Consider the following 16,947-nt stretch of genomic DNA (forward strand, 5'->3'; position numbering starts at 1 on the left):
AGGTAGATTTAACCTGCCTTCTGGTTCACCAAAGTTGTAGTGCCGCCTACCTTGGTCGGAATGCGATCCGCCAGTTCCAGCACAAACACCGTACCGCCTTCCTTGACATTGCACATGGACAGGTTCCAGTCCATCTCCTGACACAGCCGTTTGACCACGTACAGGCCGATTCCGGTTTTGGGTAAATCGCTGCCAAAGGTAGAGGATCGGTCCGCTCCGGTTTGCAATACGTCATCTTGTATGCCGGGGCCTGAATCTTTCACCGTGAAGCGGTGAACACCACCGTGACGCCTGTATGAGAAAAATACGCCACCCTCGTGGGTGTGTTCAACAGCATTGAAAACCAGATTTCCCATCACGCGTTTTAACCGGCGTGCATCTGTGTGTATCAGGCATTCCTCGACGTCGACTTTGAAGGTCAAGCCCTTGGTCTCTGCCAACTGCCCCATCCAGCCTTCCAGCGACTTGCAAAGTTCAGTGCTCGACACATACTCAATCCGCTTCTCGCGTTGCTCACCCAATTCAAGGCGGGTTGCTTCCAGCATGTTTTCTGCCAAGTCATGCAACCAACGCTGGCAACTGGTCATCTGGCGAATAACCTGGCTGGATTGCGGATTTTGCAGATGCATATCCAGTGAAGGATGGCCCACCAGCAGCCCAAGTGCATGCAAAGGCTGCCGCATGTCGTGCTGAACACCCGCCAGCCAACGCAGACGGTCTTTCCATTCGCTAAGCACTGCGTGTTTGGCCTTGCGCCAGCGTGACTGCTGAATGCGCCGTTTCTGAATTCGCTGCTTTGCGATGCTGTACCGGTGCTGGCGTTCAAGTAACACAGCCAGCAAAGTGAAAGGGGTCACCCAACACAGCACGGAAAAGCTGATGGCCGCCCAGGAAAGCGACAAAATCCAGCCACCGAAAGATGAAACAAACAGGAGGAACCACAGCTTCTCGGTGGGAGGAACACGAAAGGCACGCCGGCAACACACCTTGGCATTCAACACACACGCACTGACAAAGGCAATGTAAGCCAATTGGGCCTGCGCACCGGCTTCCAGACCCACAATTTGAAAAGACAAGGGGAGAAGGCACAGCGACGCCAACAGGCAGGCGTCGTAATGCTGCTGAATCCAGGCGCTTAGCCGGTTGAAGTGTTTCATGCGGATGTATTTAATCGGAATACACCTCGTCTGTTTTTTGCTCTTGCCAGGCCCGGTACAACATGGCTGCCTCCAAGCGATTACGGGCGTTCAAACGCGCCAGAATACTGCGCACATGGGTTTTCACAGTCTCTGGGGACAGCCCCAGGTTTTGAGCAATTTCATGGTTCGATTCGCCTTTGGCAATTCGATACAACACCGACACTTGCCGCTCGGTGATGCGGGCCATGCGCTGACCAATTGTGAAGCCATTGGAATGTTGGCTTTTCTGGCTGATCTGGTCGGTCCAGTTGTTGCGACGCAGGCGCAAAACCATGCTGTCCAACACACTGAGAACGCGGTCTTGGGTGATCCCTTTGGACACAAACTCGGTTTCGGGATAGTCGTCGGCCATGTCGCCCAGAATTTCCTCATTGCCGGAAATAACGAGTGTTCGGCTGTAGTCGAAGGTTTCCAAAGCGGTTTCAAGCACCTTTTCAGGAGCCATATCGGGCAGGCCCAGATCGAGTAAAACAAGATCTGGCTGTTCAAACCGACTGTGTTCCAAGGCGGGGCCGATTCGACTGAACAGCTTGACCTCCAGATCGGTGTAGCGTGAATTCATGATGTCGCGAAGAGCCATTGCAATGATTGGATGATCATCAATGATAAAAACGCGTAGCTGATTAGGAGTTGACATAGAGTTGTCCCATACAAGTCAAGTGCCAGAAACTGTCGCCGTAGTGTGTGTAGCGTCCACGGTTTTCATTACGACAGCCAAAAGAAATGCGTACAACCCCGATAGGGGCGACACTGCGTTAGGTGACTTGTGGCGGGCTTTTGGTTCCATTAAACGAAAAAAGCGGCCCTCAAGCCGCTCTTTATATCTGACCCGTCAGGAGTAGGTCAAAAACTTACTTCGATCTGGGTATGTAGGATGCCATTGAATTCTCTGCAACCCGAAACCAGTTGTTTTGGTCGTTGCGGAAACGATTCCATGAAGTGAATATTTTCTTGAACCTGGCGTTGTTTTTTGACTCGTCCGCGTACAGTTTTTCGGCTTCCTTGTAGGCAGCATCCAGAATATCGCGTGGATAAATTCGCAGTTGCGCGCCAGACTGTATCAATCGGTTCAAGGCAGCCGGATTTTTTGCATCGTATTCAGCGGTCATGGTGACATTGACTTCAGCTGCAGCCACTTCCAGTGCCGCCTGGTAGCTTTTCGGCAGTTTGTTCCAGGCGTCCAGATTGATGTAAAAACTCAGGGTAGGCCCTGGCTCCCAAAAGCCAGGATAATAATAAAACTTGGCAACTTTCTGAAAACCGAGTTTTTCATCGTCGTAAGGCCCAACCCATTCCGCAGCATCAATGGTGCCTTTTTCCAGCGCGGGGTAGATGTCACCGCCTGCGATGGTTTGTGGCACGGCACCCAAAGCCGCCATGATCTTGCCGCCAAACCCTGGAATTCGAACTTTCAGGCCTTTGAGGTCGTTCAAATTTTTAACTTCTTTTCGCCACCAACCGCCCATTTGTGTTCCCGTATTGCCACCAGGAAAGTTGATGACGTTGTATTCCTTCAAAAAATCGCGTGTCATTTGCAAACCACCACCATGGTACAACCAGGCATTCTGCTGACGCGCTGTCAAACCAAAAGGCAAACCCGCCTCGAACGCAAAAGTGGCGTCTTTTCCGACGTAGTAATAGCCGGCCGTGTGGCCACATTCGACAGTGCCGCGCTGAACAGCGTCCAGCACCTGCAAGCCGGGCACAATTTCACCGGCAGCGAAGGGACGTATTTCAAATTTTCCGCCAGTCAATTCCGACACACGCTTGGCCAGTTGCGGTGCGGCCCCCCACAAGGCATCCAGGCTTTTCGGAAAACTTGAAGTGAGGCGCCAGCGCACGCTGGGGCCGTCTGCTGCAAGTGCGGGGGCAGCAGCTGTTGCCGCAGCAGCAATGCCCGCGTTTTTCAGGAAGGAACGGCGTTCCATCGATATCTCCTTGGTATTGTCAGGTTCCGGCAACGGTCATGGATTCAACCAGAATACTGCCCACATGCTTGCTACCGCGCCAGTAAGCGTCGTCGCCTACAGCCACGATGTTGGCCAACATGTCTTTCAAATTGCCAGCAATCGTGATCTCTTCCACGGGGTGAACAATGATGCCGTTTTCCACCCAATAGCCGAATGCACCGCGAGAATAATCGCCGGTCACGCCATTGACGCCCTGCCCCATCATCTCGGTGACCAGCAAACCCGTACCCATGGTTTTGAGCAAGCCATCCAGGCCGCCACTGACGGTTTTGCTTGAACTCAAAATCAGGTTATGGGTGCCACCGGCATTGCCCGTGGTTTCCATGCCCAGTTTGCGGGCCGAATAGCTTGATAAAAAGTAGCCGTTGCACACGCCCTTTTTAACCACGGTGCGGGCTTTCACTTTCACACCCTCTTCATCAAAAGGTGAGCTGCCGTGCGCGCCTTCGATGAACGGATCTTCCTTGATGGTGATGTGCGGTGCCCACACCTGTTTGCCCAAAGAGTCCAGCAGAAAGCTGGTTTTGCGATACAACGAAGAACCCGACACGGCACCCACGTAATGGCTGACCAGGCTGGCGGCAATCGGCGCTTCAAAAATAACCGGGCAATTGCGGGTGGAAATTGGTTTGGAACCCAGGCGGGCCAGTGCACGCTCGGCAGCATAGGCCCCAATTTTTGCAGGCTTGGCGAGGTCTTTGGCCTTGCGCTCGGAGGAATACCAGTAGTCACGCTGCATGGGGCTGTCTTTCGACTTTTTGGCCTGTGCAATAGGTGACACGGACAGGGAATGACGGGAATACGGGTAGCCACCCTTGAAACCCTTGCTGTTGGCCGCAAAGAAATGTCCTGATTCTGTGGACACATTGGCGCCATCGGAATTTCGAATCTGTTTGCTGACATCAAATGCAGCCTGCTCCATCACCAGGGCCTTTTCGACCGCCTTGGCGGTGCTCAGATTCCAGGGGTGATACAGGTCCAGGTCTCGGTGTCGCTTGGCGATGTTGGCCTCTTCAGGCAAGCCAGCGAACTTGTCTGCCGCTGTGTACTTGGCGATGTCAAGCGCGGCACGAATTGCTAAATCAATGGCCTCGATTGAAAAATCAGAGGACGAGGCATTGCCTCTTTTTTTTCCCTTGAATACGCTGACACCAAAGCTTTTGTCGCGGGTGTGTTCAATGGTTTCGATTTCACCCATGCGCACACTGACCGACTGGCCAACCGCCTCGCTGATGTCCACCGCACAATCGGTGGCACCCAGCGACTTGGCTTTTTTCAGTGCGTATTCGGTTAATTCCTGAAATGTCTCGGATTTAAAGCTAAAGCCCATATTGCCCTGCGAAAAATGCTGCCAAAAATGGCTAATATACAGCCCATGGAACCAGAAAACGAAAATCAGGGCGAGTTTGGAGAATATGATCGCCCCAGCAAGTCTGCCGTCAAGCGCGACATGCTGGCTCTGCAGGATTTGGGTAAAACCCTGTGCGAAATGCCCTATGACAAAGTCAAGCGGGCACCGATCGGCGAACGCCTGCTGATCGAAATCGCAGAATTCCACAAATGCAAGTCATTTGGTGCCAAAAAGCGCCAGATGCAGTTCATCGGCAAGCTGATGCGTGATGAAGAGCACGAGGAAGTACAAGCCTGGGTAAACGGCGAAACCGTGGAGCAAAAGCTCAAGGTGCTTCACCTGCATGCAGCTGAACAATGGCGCGACCGTCTGATTGAAGAACCTGGCCTTCTTGCCACCTTCATCGAAAGTTATCCGGCGGCGGCCCGTGAAAACTTGAATCCGATCATTCGTCAAGCCGTTCAGGAACGGGCTGCAAAAAAAGCGCCTCGAAACTTCCGGCAATTGTTCCAGATCATTTACCGCCTCATTGAAGAAAAGGCCGAGGCAGACGAAACATGAGTTTCGATGCCGTGAAAATCGGACTGGTGTCGGTCAGCGACCGTGCTTCTGCCGGTGTGTATCAAGACCAGGGTATCCCTAGTCTGAAAACCTGGTTGCAAGCTGCTCTGCTGAACCCGATTGAATTTGTCGAAATCCTGATCCCCGACGAACAGGCAGACATTGAAAACGCCTTGAAGAAACTGGCCGACGAACACCACTGCAATTTGATTTGCACCACGGGTGGCACAGGCCCTGCAAAACGCGATGTAACACCTGAAGCAACCCTTGCTGTTGCTAACAAGGAAATGCCGGGATTTGGTGAACAGATGCGCCAGATCAGCCTGCACTTTGTGCCCACAGCCATTTTATCGCGCCAGGTGGCGGTAATTCGGGGTGAAAGCCTGATCATTAATTTGCCAGGCCAGCCCAAGGCAATTGCCGAAACACTGGAAGGCTTGAAGGACAAGGAAGGCAACAGTCTGGTGAAAGGCATTTTTGCCGCTGTGCCCTACTGCATCGACCTGATTGGCGGACCGTATCTGGAAACCAATCCTGAAGTAATCAACGCGTTTCGGCCCAAATCAGCCATTCGCAAACCTGCACAAGGAAATGCGTAATGAGCACCAAGCCGAACACGGATATTGAATGCGTTGTCGTGGAAACCGGCCCCAACCCAAGTGGCTGCGTGATCTGGCTACACGGCCTGGGTGCGGATGGTTATGACTTTGTGCCGATTGTGAAAGAACTGGAACAATTGGGCTTGCCCAGCACCCGGTTTGTTTTTCCGCATGCGCCGAAAATTCCGGTGAGTATCAATGGCGGCTATGTGATGCGCGCCTGGTATGACATTCGCAACGTGGACCTGCAGCGTCAGGAAGATGAAGCTGGCGTGCGCCAGAGTCAGGCCACACTGGAAAGTTTGATCGAAGACCAGATCGCAATGGGCTTTAAACCGGGTCAAATTGTATTGGCGGGCTTTTCCCAAGGTGGCGCCATTGTTTACCAAACGGGTGTGCGCACTGCGCACAAATTGGCGGGCTTGATTGCCCTGTCCACTTACCTGCCCTGTGAAAGCAGCCTGAATACTGAAATGAATACGGTTAACATAGACACGCCAGTACTAGCCGCGCATGGCGAGCAAGACAACATTGTGTTGATGGAACGCGGCGAAAAGGCAGTCGAATTGTTGCGAGAAAAAGGATTTGCTGTGCAGTGGCACACCTACCCCATGGCACATTCCGTGTGCGGTGAGGAAGTCGTTGAAATTGCAGAGTTTCTGAAGAAAGTGCTGTGAGCAACTGAGCCACAAACCCTGTTGAACAAATCAAAAGCGGGGTTAAATACCATAAATATACTGTATAAAAAAACAGCTTTTGGTTTATAATCAACCCAAGCGATTTTTATGCAGGTCCAAACATGTCAGCTCAGCTAAACCAATATGTGTCTATTGCAGACCTTGAGCGCGCCATCAATTACTGGCGCCAGCAAATCCCTTCTGCACGCGACACGATGACCTTGTGTCCGCAAGCGGCCAGTTTGGCAGAAGTGTATGCACACATGATCTTGTTTCAGATGAACCAGATCCCTCGGTCTGAGTTTTCAGGCAAAGCCAAAAAGGCCCTGCAAGATGCGGAGTCTGCTTTCACACCCCAGCAACAGCACAAAGCCGCTTGAACTCATTGATTAAAATTCAGTGAATTCGGCTCAACAGCAGGTGCGCTGCACTCCACAATTGACTTGAAACGGGCGCATTGCAAGGGCCTTTCAATTGGCTAATTTGCCAGCCATTCAGGCCAAGGCGCTGAAACTCCAAGGTACCCCGCTGCGGTGCATGTCCCTTGATCTGCAGGTGGAAAATGCACACATCGCCAGCCATGCATCGATCAATGTAAGACGGCACGCAGTGGTGCATTTTTTTCGCCTCTGACAACAAGGCATTCAAGGAATTCAATTCAATAAAATCGACGTTGTTTCCCAGGCTGCCCATTCCGAGTACCTCGGGCCAAAACACATTGGGTCGACCCATGTCCAGGTCGTGCTCAACCAAATGCCAATGCGCCTGTCTTGCCATCAAGGTGTCGTAAGTCCAGTGCCTTGAAATCACCACTGGCCGCTTGGTTGAGCTGGCGGCACTGCCAAGCAACCAGTCAGCTATCAAGGGAAACTCCTGCTGGGCAAGTTCATGCTGATGTTCGGCCTTGCCCATGGATTCACGCCGTTGCAAAGCCAATCGCACCGCACGCAAAATATTCAACGCTGCATCGTTGCCCAGGTTTTCATGATTTCGTCGAAGCCAGGTTCCCAAGCCGCCAAAACCCAGCAATGCAGCCGTTTGCTTGTCCACCCAGGAAATCGGCATGTCGCGACCCAGTGCCGCATGAAAATTAACCCAACTCAGGTGACTCAATTGCGACCAGTTGACTCGCGCCACATACCCTGCGCGCTGGCGAGCCAACCAGCGCCAGGTTTGTTGGCTCAGGCCTTGGGCCAGCATGCGATTTTTGACCACGCGCCAATTGGGCAGGTTGCTCCACATGCCGGGATCTTGCGCCAACAAAGGCGCCAGGGCTGGGTTTTCACACAACCGCTTGCTTAACACGCTTTTAAACGCAGCCACGCGACTTAAGTCGAACAGACTTGTGTTGCGAGGAATAATGCGCAAAGCTATCTTGAACACGTCGATGCCAAAACGTTTTTTGATCGCAGCGGTCCAGGCGCGCTGAATGTCTTGCAAACTGGTTGCTTCAAGCACCAAATCTAGCCGTGTATCGGCCAGAGAATCCGGGATGCAGATGCTGGGCGGTGGCTGCCACACAGAGCGCATCAATTCTGATTTCAAATTCCACGCTGCTTCATCACTGAGCAGCACGGCACAACTTTCCTGCAGCTTCACGCGTCGACGCAAACCCCATTCAAAAAAGAGACCTGTCCGTGTACTGACGAACCGCGCCGGCAAAAATGCAGACCGAACTCGCGGTATGCTGGGTGTTGTATTCAATTCAAAGTCAGACAAAAAACGCATGATGGACAAAAAAGCAGAAGAACCCGTCAACATCGAGATCTTACAGCAAGGCGAGATCTGGACCATTTCGATTAATCGTCCTGAGGTGCGCAATTGCGTGGATCGTTACACCGCGGATCAACTCGAACGGGCATTTCAGGCCTTTGAGACCGACGCCGCTGCCCGAGTGGCGATTTTGACTGGGGAAGGTGGAAACTTCTGTGCCGGTGCTGACCTGAAGGCTGTTGCATCCGGAGACCCGAGCAGGGTCAACCGCATGGAACGCCACGGCGCAGGTCCCATGGGCATTAGTCGGATGGAATTGAGCAAACCGGTTATTGCTGCGGTGTCGGGCTATTGTGTCGCCGGTGGCCTTGAGCTTGCCGCTTGGTGCGACATGCGCGTGGCAGATGATACAGCCGTTTTTGGCGTGTTTTGCAGACGCTTTGGCGTACCACTGATAGACGGCGGTACGGTGCGCTTACCCAGATTGATTGGGCAAAGCCGGGCGCTGGACATGATCTTGACCGGCCGCCCTATTGCTGCCGAAGAGGCTTTTTCCTGGGGATTGGCCAATCGGCGTGAAACCACTCGAAGCGCGCTTGAAGGAGCAATCGAACTGGCGGTATTGCTCAGCAAACACCCACAAACCTGCATGCGAAATGATCGGCAAAGCGTGCTGACGCAGTGGGGATTTGGTGAGCGTGAGGCTCTTGAAGAAGAGTTTGAGTTCGGCCTGAACACCCTGACCTCGGGTGAAACAGTCGAAGGCGCCACTGCATTCAAGGATGGGCTGGGTCGCCACGGAGAAACGGTTTAGTCGAGGCTCACAATAACGCCAAATTGCGCAGTATTTGCATTGCGCCGAATGTCTGAAGACCTTGAATTGTTCACTGATTCCACACCCACGAACCAGTTGGCATGGCCACCATCACCCGTCAACAAGTACAACCCTTGGCTACTTGCATCAAACCCCTCCCGGGACAAGCGTCCCGGTGAGTAAACAAGGCTCAGATTGTCTTTCAGCGCAATTTGCAAGCCGCCGTACAGTGCCTTGACTGGCGAGTTGCTTTTTGCGGATGGTGTGGACTCCCGGTTCTCACGGTCCTTAATTTCTGCATGGGCTGGTGGATCCAGATCCACAGTCACCCCGCGAAACAATTCAAGGTTGGCAAGCACTGATCGGGTTGCTTGTACCTTGCCCAGCTTTTTATCTGCATCAATGGCCTTGTTCAAAACCAATTGAACAGAAGACTTCAACATTAGTTTGTCAGGCTGACTTTCAGCCATGGCAAAGGCCGGAACAAACCAGTTTCCCCAGAGTACGCCTGCTGCAAAAAATGCACTGCCTTTTTTCAAGCTAAACAACATGTTGACCCCTTGTACTGACAGCAAATTACTTACAGCCATTGACGGTGTTTTTAACATTCTCCGCAATCGCATGAATGGACTAGCCGCAACGCGTGGAATTTCAGGTTTCTCCTTGAGAGTCAAGCTTGGCAAGCACTTTAGAGTGCCTCACCTAGTTCGACACTTGAAAGTAACATTTTTGAACTTTGGTGATAGACTGAAATGACTACAAAAAAGTCACTACTTCTAGCTAATCAAGCCGAGCCAGTGACCAGCCACGTTTTTCGGAGACAAAAACCATGCATTCTTCCGTCCGGAAGACGACTTCCCAATTTCTATTGAAAAGAATTTCTACCACCGTGATTTTGAGTGCGGTGTCTTCCATGGCCTACGCTGGTGGTACAGCTTTTGATGCCAACAGTATCAGTGCAATGGGTAACGCCTCTGCCGGTCAGGCAGCAGAAGCCGGCGATGCCTCAGTGCTGTTCGCCAACCCCGCTGCATTGACCCGATTCAAGCGCGCAGAGTTGACCCAAGGCGCTGCAATCATCACGATTGGCACAGATTACACCTCGACACAAAACAACGATGGTGCCAGTTCGGGTGCACCGCAAGGTCAGAACGGGCAAGTATTCAGCCGGAAAGACGGCTTTGATTCAGCAGCCTTGGCCCCCAATCTGTTCATTGCCATTCCAGTCAATGAAAGGCTCGTGATGGGTTTTGGCGCTGCAGCCTCTCACGGATTGGTGCTTCACTACGACGAAAACTTCCCTGGACGCAATCAGGGTCGAGATTTCGATTTGAAGGTAATCCGTCTCAATTTGGGTTTTGGTTACAAAGTGACGCCCACTTTGTCATTGGGTATGAACGGTTCCTATGAACGTTATTTTCAATCACTCAAGCTAAAACTGAATTACCGCAAAGCGGTTGCGGACATCGTGGAACGCGATTGTACAACCCTGTGCTTATTGACCCCAGACTTGGCGAATGCGATTTTGCAAACGCCAGAAGGTGAAGCCAATGGTGGGTTGCGCATGTTCGGCTGGGCATTCAATACACAGGTAGGTGGTCTGTGGGAACCCACCGCAAATACCCGGATTGGTGTTTCATACCGACCAAAAACCAGGTTCACCGGGAACAGGGGCAAATTTGTTTTGAATGACCCTCAACTGGCTGGGTTTCAGGACAGCCTGCGATCAAACGCTGGCCTCGCCGCGCTTCAAGGGATTGATACCATCCAGGCTGCGGACGATCTTGCATCAGAACAAGTCATCAAGCAGGAAATTACCCTTCCCGATGAACTGCGTGTCAGCTTGTTTCACCATGCCACGCCAAAGCTGGATCTGATGGCCACCTACACCCGCCAGGATTTCTCGGTAACCAAACTGAACTTTGAGCGTGAAAGAAACGGCCGTACGCTGGAAAACATTCCCCAGAACTTCGTGGCCACCGAATCGTACCGAGTTGGCTTGAACTACAAGCTGTACAAACGACTTACCTTGCGGGCTGGCTACGCAGTGGAAAACAGCGCCGTTGACGATGCAACACGGGTCACATTTTTGCCGGACAGTGATCGCCAGTACTTTTCATTCGGCGGGCAGTTTGACCTGAGTCGAGACACCAGTATCCACTTCGCTTATCAAAAACTGGACACTGACCCTGCACCTGTTGGGGCCAACAAGGGAATACGGCCCGAAGAGGTACGCGGCGGTGATTTTCAAGGCAACGTGCAACTCGACACTCATTTTTTTGGAGTCGGGTTTACCGAACGGTTCTAAATTTCCAGGTGCATCAAGCCTGCACCCCCAAGGCGCGGAACAAACTGGCAACCAGCGTTGCGTAGCTGGTTTGTTCGGTGGCCAAAGCCTGCTCAGCGTTGGCGTACACCCTCTGGGCATCCACTACATCCAGGAAGCTGACCAGCCCAAGTTGATACAAAGCATCTGCTTGCTCAAAACTGCGTTTGCTTGATACCACGGCTTTGTTCAAGGCGGTTTGCCGCGCAACAGACGCCTGAATAGCCGACAAAGCATTTTCCACATCCAACGTCACTGTGCGCAGCACCTGTTCATAATCAGCCAGTGCTATTTCGGCACGAGCTTTTGCTGCATCCAGACGGGCATCGCGGGCACCGCCGTCGTAGATCACCTGATCAAGCACAGCCGAAAGCGATGCAATCAGAATGCCGGTGGCGGGGTTCGAGTTCAGTACCGAACTTCCGACCTGAATGTTTGCCATCAGGTCCAGACTCGGATAAAAATCGGCCTGTGCCACACCCACCTCCGCAGCGGCCTGCGCGAAGCGCGCTTGAGCCAATTGCACATCGGGACGAGCCTGCAATACTTGCAAAGGCAAACGTGGTGGAATACCGAGGCTGTAGCGTGGTAAGTCGCCCACCGGAGTCAACAAGGAATCATAAGCGCCCGGAAACTGACCTGCCAAGGTAGCCAGTTGATGCATGGAACGGCGCAAGGCCTGCTCCAATGGCGCAACACTGGCACGCAAGGTTTCAACTGATGTTTCGGCTCGCCTCACATCCAGTTCAGGTGACAATCCACTTTCAAAACGTGCCTGCACAATGGCCAGCGTTTTTTCCTGCAAGGCAACAGAATCACGCAGCATGGCCAGTTGCTTCTGGTTGCCGCGCAAACGCAGGTATTCTTGCGCTACGTCCGTGCTGGTCGAAATAATTTGTGCGCGCAAGCCAGCCTGAACAGCCATCAGATTAGCCGCAGCAGCGCGAACTTCCTGATCCACCTTGCCCGCCAAATCAACCGGTAAAGCGAAGCCCAATCCAATCACAGCGTTGCGTTCATTGCGACTGTTACTGCCTGTAGAATTTGACGTGTTCGATGCAGAGTTACTGCGGTCGGTCCTTTGACCCGTGAGTTGCCCATCCAGCTCGACCAACAGGGAGTTTCCGGTGTCGCTGAGCGCCAAAAGCGCCTTGGCTTCCCTCACGCTGGCAGCAGCTGCCGCGATCTGGAAATTGGTTTCAAGGCTGGTCTGTATCAATTGGTCGAGAATTGGGTCATTAAAACCCTCCCACCAACGCACGCTGGCAACACCCGCTTCACTGACCCCGCTCAGGTTTTGCAAAATATCCTGTGCAACGAAGGCCTCGGGAGTTGGCATGGATTGAACAGGTACCTCGTTCACTGGAGCTGTGGCACAAGCTGTAAAAAGCAGCATGGAACAAATGACAGCAGCAACAGGTGTGAATCTGTTCATGACTCCTCCCTGCGTTTATTCAAACTGGCCTCGTAGGCATTGATTTCAGCATCCAGTTCCTCTGAAGCATGTGCCCTGGGCTTCATGAATGGCGCAACAAAGGTGTAGCCCATTGGCGCCAGGTAAAGCGTGAACAAGGTCGACAACCCCAAACCTCCCAACACCACCCAGGCTATAGCTTCTCGTGCCTCAGCCCCGGGGCCGGAAGTCAACACAAGCGGCAAAACACCCAGCAGCGTTGACATCACGGTCATTGCAATCGGGCGCAAACGCAGACGTGCACCTTCGCGCACGGCCGATTCGATGCTGTGGCCTTCATCACGCAACTGGTCCATCAACTCGACCAGCAAAATTGCATTTTTGGTCATCAAGCCGATTAATAAAACCAAGCCAATCTGGCTGAACAGGTTCAAGGACTGATTGGTGGCCAACAAGGCGAACACCGCTGCAGCAAGTCCGAAAGGTACCGTGAACATCACCACCAAAGCACTTCCTACACTCTCAAACTGAGCAGCCAACACGAGGAAAACCACCGCCAATGCCACGGCAAAGGTGATGAACATTTCATTCGAAGTTTCCTCGAGGGTAGCCGCTTCACCCAGAAAAATCAGGGTTGAAGTCGCGGGCAGCACATTTTCAGCCACTGCGCGAATTTCCTGCATGGTGCGCCCCAAGTCTGTGCCAGGCGGAATACCAATGTTCATTTCAACAGCGCGCCTTTGCGCATGTCTGTCCAACTCAGCGGCAACACCACGTTCCTGTACCGTGATCATGGAGGCCAGTGGCACCAGCTGCCCTGTCTCGCTGCTGACATAAACGTTCAACAAATCAAAGGGTGACGTCAGGCTTCCACCACTTGCCCCCAGCATGACGGGTACCGCCTGATCACCGACACTCAGATCGAGCAGGCGGTATTCATCCGCCATGATTTGCAAGGTCTGGGTGATTCGACTGACAGGCACCTGAAGGTCACTTGCTTTTTCCCGGTCAATTTCAAAACCCAATTCAGGTTGTGAGGTGTCATATTGCACACGCACGTCTTGAACTGCCTGAATTCTTTCCGTCAACGCATCGGCCAGCGAATCCGCATTGTTGGCAAGCACGTCGTAATCATCGCCCAACAGTGCAATTTGCAGCCCTCCGCCGCCACCGCGGATATTGAGGCTGCTCTCATTCTGAAACCGCACCTGGGCACCAGGAATGCTGGACAATTCCTTGCTCAGCTTTGCCGCAAGTTCCTGCTGGGTCGTGTCGCGCTGACTCCAGTCCGCAAGATTGGCTTGAATGGCCACACGGTTTTTGTCGTATCGCCCTACGATCGTGAACATGTCTGTAATCAGCCCCTTTTCCTGGTAAGGCCGAATGATGTTTTCTGCGATCTGGCCCTGGCGGCCACTGTATTCAAGGGAAGCTCCGTCTGGCCCGGTGAAGTCGACCACCAGACGTCCGCGATCTTCAGGTGGTACCAGTTCCTGGCTCAACAAGGTAAATGTCCAGCCACCCGCAACTGCAATACCTACGAAAACCAACAGGAAAATCACCCGGTGTTTTAAAAACCTGTCCAGGGTCTGAAAATAGAAATTGGAAACACGGCTGCCGAAGCTTTCCATCACGCCCATGAAACGCGCTGAACGACCGGTAAGGGGAATGTCGTCACGTAGTAGCCGAACTGCCAGCATGGGGCACAAACTCAGTGCCACGAAGGTGCTGATAATCACCGACATGGAAAGCACCATTCCAAATTCACGGAACAGTCTGCCAGTTTCCCCAGGTAAAAAGGCAATGGGTAAAAACACAGCCACCAGAGAAGCCGTGGTCGCAATGACTGCAAAAAACACCTGCTGAGTGCCCATGACCGATGCCACGGTGATTGACTCACCCAGTTTTTTGCGTCGCTGAATATTTTCTAGCACCACGATGGCGTCATCAACGATCAGCCCCGTGGCCAGCACAAGTGCCAGCAAGGTGAGCATGTTCACTGAAAACCCTGCCATCCAGATTGCAGCCAGGGTGCCAATTAGTGAAATCGGCATGGTGACTGCGGGGATCAACACCGCCCGCCACTGCCCCAAAAACAGGGCAATCACAACCAGCACCACCAGTACCGCGATGACTAGCGATGTCAGAACTTCCTGCAATGCGCCCTTGATGAACACAGAGTCGTCGGAGATCAGGATCACCTGCAAATCTTTGGACTGGGCATTGATTTCAGCCATGCGCTTTTTGATGTCGCTGGCAATCGCGATTGTATTGCCACCCGCCTGCCGCAACACACCCATCCCCACGACTGCGCGGCCATTGAGCAGTGAATAGGATTCAGCCGACATGGGGCCGTAGTACACCTGGGCCACATCGCCCACCCGAACACCATTTTTGATCAGGATGGCGTTGACTGCTTCGGTGTCAATCGTGGAGGCGTTCGCCCGGACCAGAAGTTCCTGCTTTCCGGACAAATAACTGCCAGCCGGCACATCCAGATTCATGGTTTGCAAACTGGCCAATACATCGGTTGCCGCCATGCCGTACCTGGCCAGTTTGGCGGGGTCCAGAAGTACCCGCAACACTCGGGGCTGGCTTCCATTCAAAGGCACGTCAGCCACACCATTTACAGACACGAAAGCGGGCACTAGGTCCCGCTCAACCCGTTCCGCCAGGTCTTGCATGGCAAGGGTATTGCTAACCACTGCCAGTTGCACCACAGGCCGCGCATCGTCATCGGCCTTGATCACCAACAATTGATCCAGATTGGCAGGCAGTTGACCCGTGATTCGGCTGACAGCCTCACGCACGTCGTTGGCGGCCACGTTCACATCAATATCAGGGGAAAATTCCATGCGGACGCGCATGTTGTTTTCTTCACTGGAACTTTGTATGCGCAGCACCCCTGACACCCTGGCTACTGCGCCTTCCACCTTGGAGGTTACTTCCGCATCCATGGTGGTTGGTGATGCACCCTGGTAGACAGCGCGCACCACGACAACAGGTCGATCAATGTCCGGAAGCTCTCGCACCTCGACCCCAAACATGCTCACGACACCAGCCAACATGATCAACAGGTTCAGCACCACGATCAGCACCGGGCGCTTGAGACCCAGCGCGGTCAAACCCTCGGTGGCGCGGCTCATTGCAAGGGATCCTTGACCAATTCCACGGCGGTGCCTTCAGCCAGTCGAAGGCCCCCCTCCACCACCACGGTTTCGCCTTCCCGAACATTGCCCACCACAAACACCCTACCCTGGCGGCGATCGGCTACCTGCACATTTTCGCGGTCTGCCTTGCCATCTCGAACAAGCCATACATAAGACCCTTCCCGATCCCACTGCAGGGCTATTTCAGGAACAGCCGGAAGCAGTTGGCCTTTTACCGCCATTTGTACAGAAAAAGACATGCCGGGGCGCAACAGATCATCAGGATTCGCAATATTTGCCCGCACTCGCAAGGTACGCTTTTCAGCATTCAAACGACTATCCAGCGCAACCACTTCCGCATTGAACGAGCGTCCGGGCACAGCCGGGGTGCTCGCCTTGACCTCAATCTGTTTCATGTTTGTCGGGCTGAGTTGCCCGACAACGGCTTCAGGCACATCAAAGTCCACGTACATGATTTCACGTGAATCAACGCCGGTGATCAATACGCCAGGCGCAATGCGCTGGCCAGGATCAATGTCAGTGATTCCAACCACGCCGTCGAAAGGAGCTCGAACTTGATGATTTGAAATAGCCAGCTTCGCCTGTTCAACTGCAACCTTGGCCGCATCCAGGTCAGCTTGTGCGGAGTCGACCTGGGTTTGCGGCACGGCTCCCTTGTCTACCGCCTGCCGGTAGCGATCCAGCAGACTTTGCGTGTTCGCCAACTGTACCTGGGCAAGACGCAGGGCGAGTTGTTCTTCCCGATCATCCTGCTGAACCAGCAAATCGCCACGCTTGACCTTTTGCTGGGGTTTGAAGAAGACCTTGGTGACCTTTTCATCAACCACAGCGTACATCTCAGCAGACTTGTCTGCCCACCCGGTTGCAACAGCACCAAAATTACTTGCGGTGGACTCAAGCTTCACCGGCTCAACCAGAACTTTGGGCGCACTGCCCTTGTTGCTCTGCGGAGGCTGTTGCTCAGCCTCTCCTACCATCGCGGTTTGCGACACGGCATAGGCCGCGCCCAGCAGAAGGATAAATACAAGAAGGTAAGCAATACGTTTAAACAAGCCAGGACCCCACAGCAAAATTCACGTGGAAGGTTACCACGCGTGACAGTACCTGCTTGCAGACCCGCGCGCGGGCATTAAGTTCGGAAATTAAATGGGAC

Annotated in this window: 15 protein-coding genes; 6 read left to right on the forward strand and 9 right to left on the reverse strand. The window is 53.2% G+C overall.

The genetic code is table 11. The annotated features are described in order from the left end of the window. Positions 1 to 8: 8 nt before the first annotated feature. The 4 genes from RGQ30_RS08325 to pmbA form a co-directional block, all read right to left on the reverse strand. Positions 9 to 1,157: a sensor histidine kinase gene (locus tag RGQ30_RS08325; protein WP_130556357.1), complete on the reverse strand. Its 1,149-nt coding sequence runs from the start codon at positions 1,155 to 1,157 to the stop codon at positions 9 to 11. A 10-nt stretch (positions 1,158 to 1,167) separates the two neighbouring features. Beyond that, on the reverse strand, positions 1,168 to 1,836 hold the full coding sequence (locus RGQ30_RS08330; protein WP_130556356.1) for a response regulator transcription factor: 669 nt from the start codon (positions 1,834 to 1,836) through the stop codon (positions 1,168 to 1,170). Between the two features lie 214 nt (positions 1,837 to 2,050). Continuing rightward, complete coding sequence (locus RGQ30_RS08335; protein ID WP_130556355.1) at positions 2,051 to 3,127, reverse strand: TRAP transporter substrate-binding protein; 1,077 nt, start codon at positions 3,125 to 3,127, stop codon at positions 2,051 to 2,053. Between the two features lie 19 nt (positions 3,128 to 3,146). Then, on the reverse strand, positions 3,147 to 4,499 hold the full coding sequence (gene pmbA / locus RGQ30_RS08340; protein ID WP_338284332.1) for a metalloprotease PmbA: 1,353 nt from the start codon (positions 4,497 to 4,499) through the stop codon (positions 3,147 to 3,149). 27 nt (positions 4,500 to 4,526) lie between these two features. Between pmbA and yjgA the strand changes: the two genes are divergently transcribed. The 4 genes from yjgA to RGQ30_RS08360 all read left to right on the forward strand — a co-directional run bounded on the left by yjgA (position 4,527) and on the right by RGQ30_RS08360 (position 6,737). Continuing rightward, positions 4,527 to 5,081, forward strand: coding sequence for a ribosome biogenesis factor YjgA (yjgA, locus tag RGQ30_RS08345; protein ID WP_298217192.1), 555 nt, complete (start codon positions 4,527 to 4,529; stop codon positions 5,079 to 5,081). Continuing rightward, a complete protein-coding gene (gene mog / locus RGQ30_RS08350) occupies positions 5,078 to 5,680 on the forward strand; it encodes a molybdopterin adenylyltransferase (protein WP_130556353.1) in 603 nt (200 codons plus the stop codon). The genes yjgA and mog overlap by 4 nt, the downstream gene beginning before the upstream one ends. Continuing rightward, on the forward strand, positions 5,680 to 6,357 hold the full coding sequence (locus RGQ30_RS08355) for an alpha/beta hydrolase (RefSeq protein WP_130556352.1): 678 nt from the start codon (positions 5,680 to 5,682) through the stop codon (positions 6,355 to 6,357). Before mog ends, RGQ30_RS08355 begins: the two co-directional genes overlap by 1 nt. Before the next feature lie 122 nt (positions 6,358 to 6,479). Next, the gene (locus RGQ30_RS08360; RefSeq protein WP_130556351.1) at positions 6,480 to 6,737 is read left to right on the forward strand and encodes a DUF3717 domain-containing protein; all 258 of its coding nucleotides are present in this window, start codon (positions 6,480 to 6,482) and stop codon (positions 6,735 to 6,737) included. A 16-nt stretch (positions 6,738 to 6,753) separates the two neighbouring features. Here the strand turns inward: RGQ30_RS08360 and RGQ30_RS08365 are convergent, their stop codons facing one another. After that, positions 6,754 to 7,932: a PcfJ domain-containing protein gene (locus RGQ30_RS08365; protein WP_338284333.1), complete on the reverse strand. Its 1,179-nt coding sequence runs from the start codon at positions 7,930 to 7,932 to the stop codon at positions 6,754 to 6,756. Positions 7,933 to 8,083: 151 nt separating this feature from the next. On the opposite strand from RGQ30_RS08365, the gene RGQ30_RS08370 reads away from it, so the two are divergent. Next, positions 8,084 to 8,884: a crotonase/enoyl-CoA hydratase family protein gene (locus tag RGQ30_RS08370; RefSeq protein WP_130556349.1), complete on the forward strand. Its 801-nt coding sequence runs from the start codon at positions 8,084 to 8,086 to the stop codon at positions 8,882 to 8,884. On the opposite strand, the gene RGQ30_RS08375 is transcribed toward RGQ30_RS08370, so the two are convergent. Then, entirely contained in the window at positions 8,881 to 9,435 is a 555-nt protein-coding gene (locus RGQ30_RS08375) for a hypothetical protein (protein ID WP_130556348.1), read from the reverse strand. The genes RGQ30_RS08370 and RGQ30_RS08375 overlap by 4 nt on opposite strands. Before the next feature lie 278 nt (positions 9,436 to 9,713). Here RGQ30_RS08375 and RGQ30_RS08380 point away from each other — a divergent pair, with 278 nt between their 5' ends. After that, positions 9,714 to 11,192, forward strand: coding sequence for an OmpP1/FadL family transporter (locus tag RGQ30_RS08380; protein ID WP_338284334.1), 1,479 nt, complete (start codon positions 9,714 to 9,716; stop codon positions 11,190 to 11,192). Between the two features lie 13 nt (positions 11,193 to 11,205). Here RGQ30_RS08380 and RGQ30_RS08385 read toward each other — a convergent pair whose 3' ends face one another. From RGQ30_RS08385 to RGQ30_RS08395, 3 genes are read right to left on the reverse strand one after another with little or no spacing between them, the layout of a single operon-like run. Next, positions 11,206 to 12,645, reverse strand: a complete 1,440-nt coding sequence (locus RGQ30_RS08385) for an efflux transporter outer membrane subunit (RefSeq protein WP_130556347.1) — start codon at positions 12,643 to 12,645, stop codon at positions 11,206 to 11,208. Next, a complete protein-coding gene (locus RGQ30_RS08390) occupies positions 12,642 to 15,770 on the reverse strand; it encodes an efflux RND transporter permease subunit (protein ID WP_130556346.1) in 3,129 nt (1,042 codons plus the stop codon). The genes RGQ30_RS08385 and RGQ30_RS08390 overlap by 4 nt, the downstream gene beginning before the upstream one ends. Continuing rightward, positions 15,767 to 16,846, reverse strand: coding sequence for an efflux RND transporter periplasmic adaptor subunit (locus RGQ30_RS08395; RefSeq protein WP_130556345.1), 1,080 nt, complete (start codon positions 16,844 to 16,846; stop codon positions 15,767 to 15,769). Before RGQ30_RS08395 ends, RGQ30_RS08390 begins: the two co-directional genes overlap by 4 nt. Positions 16,847 to 16,947 lie beyond the last annotated feature (101 nt).

Source organism: Limnobacter thiooxidans, from assembly GCF_036323495.1.
GTDB classification, from domain to species: Bacteria; Pseudomonadota; Gammaproteobacteria; order Burkholderiales; family Burkholderiaceae_B; genus Limnobacter; species Limnobacter thiooxidans.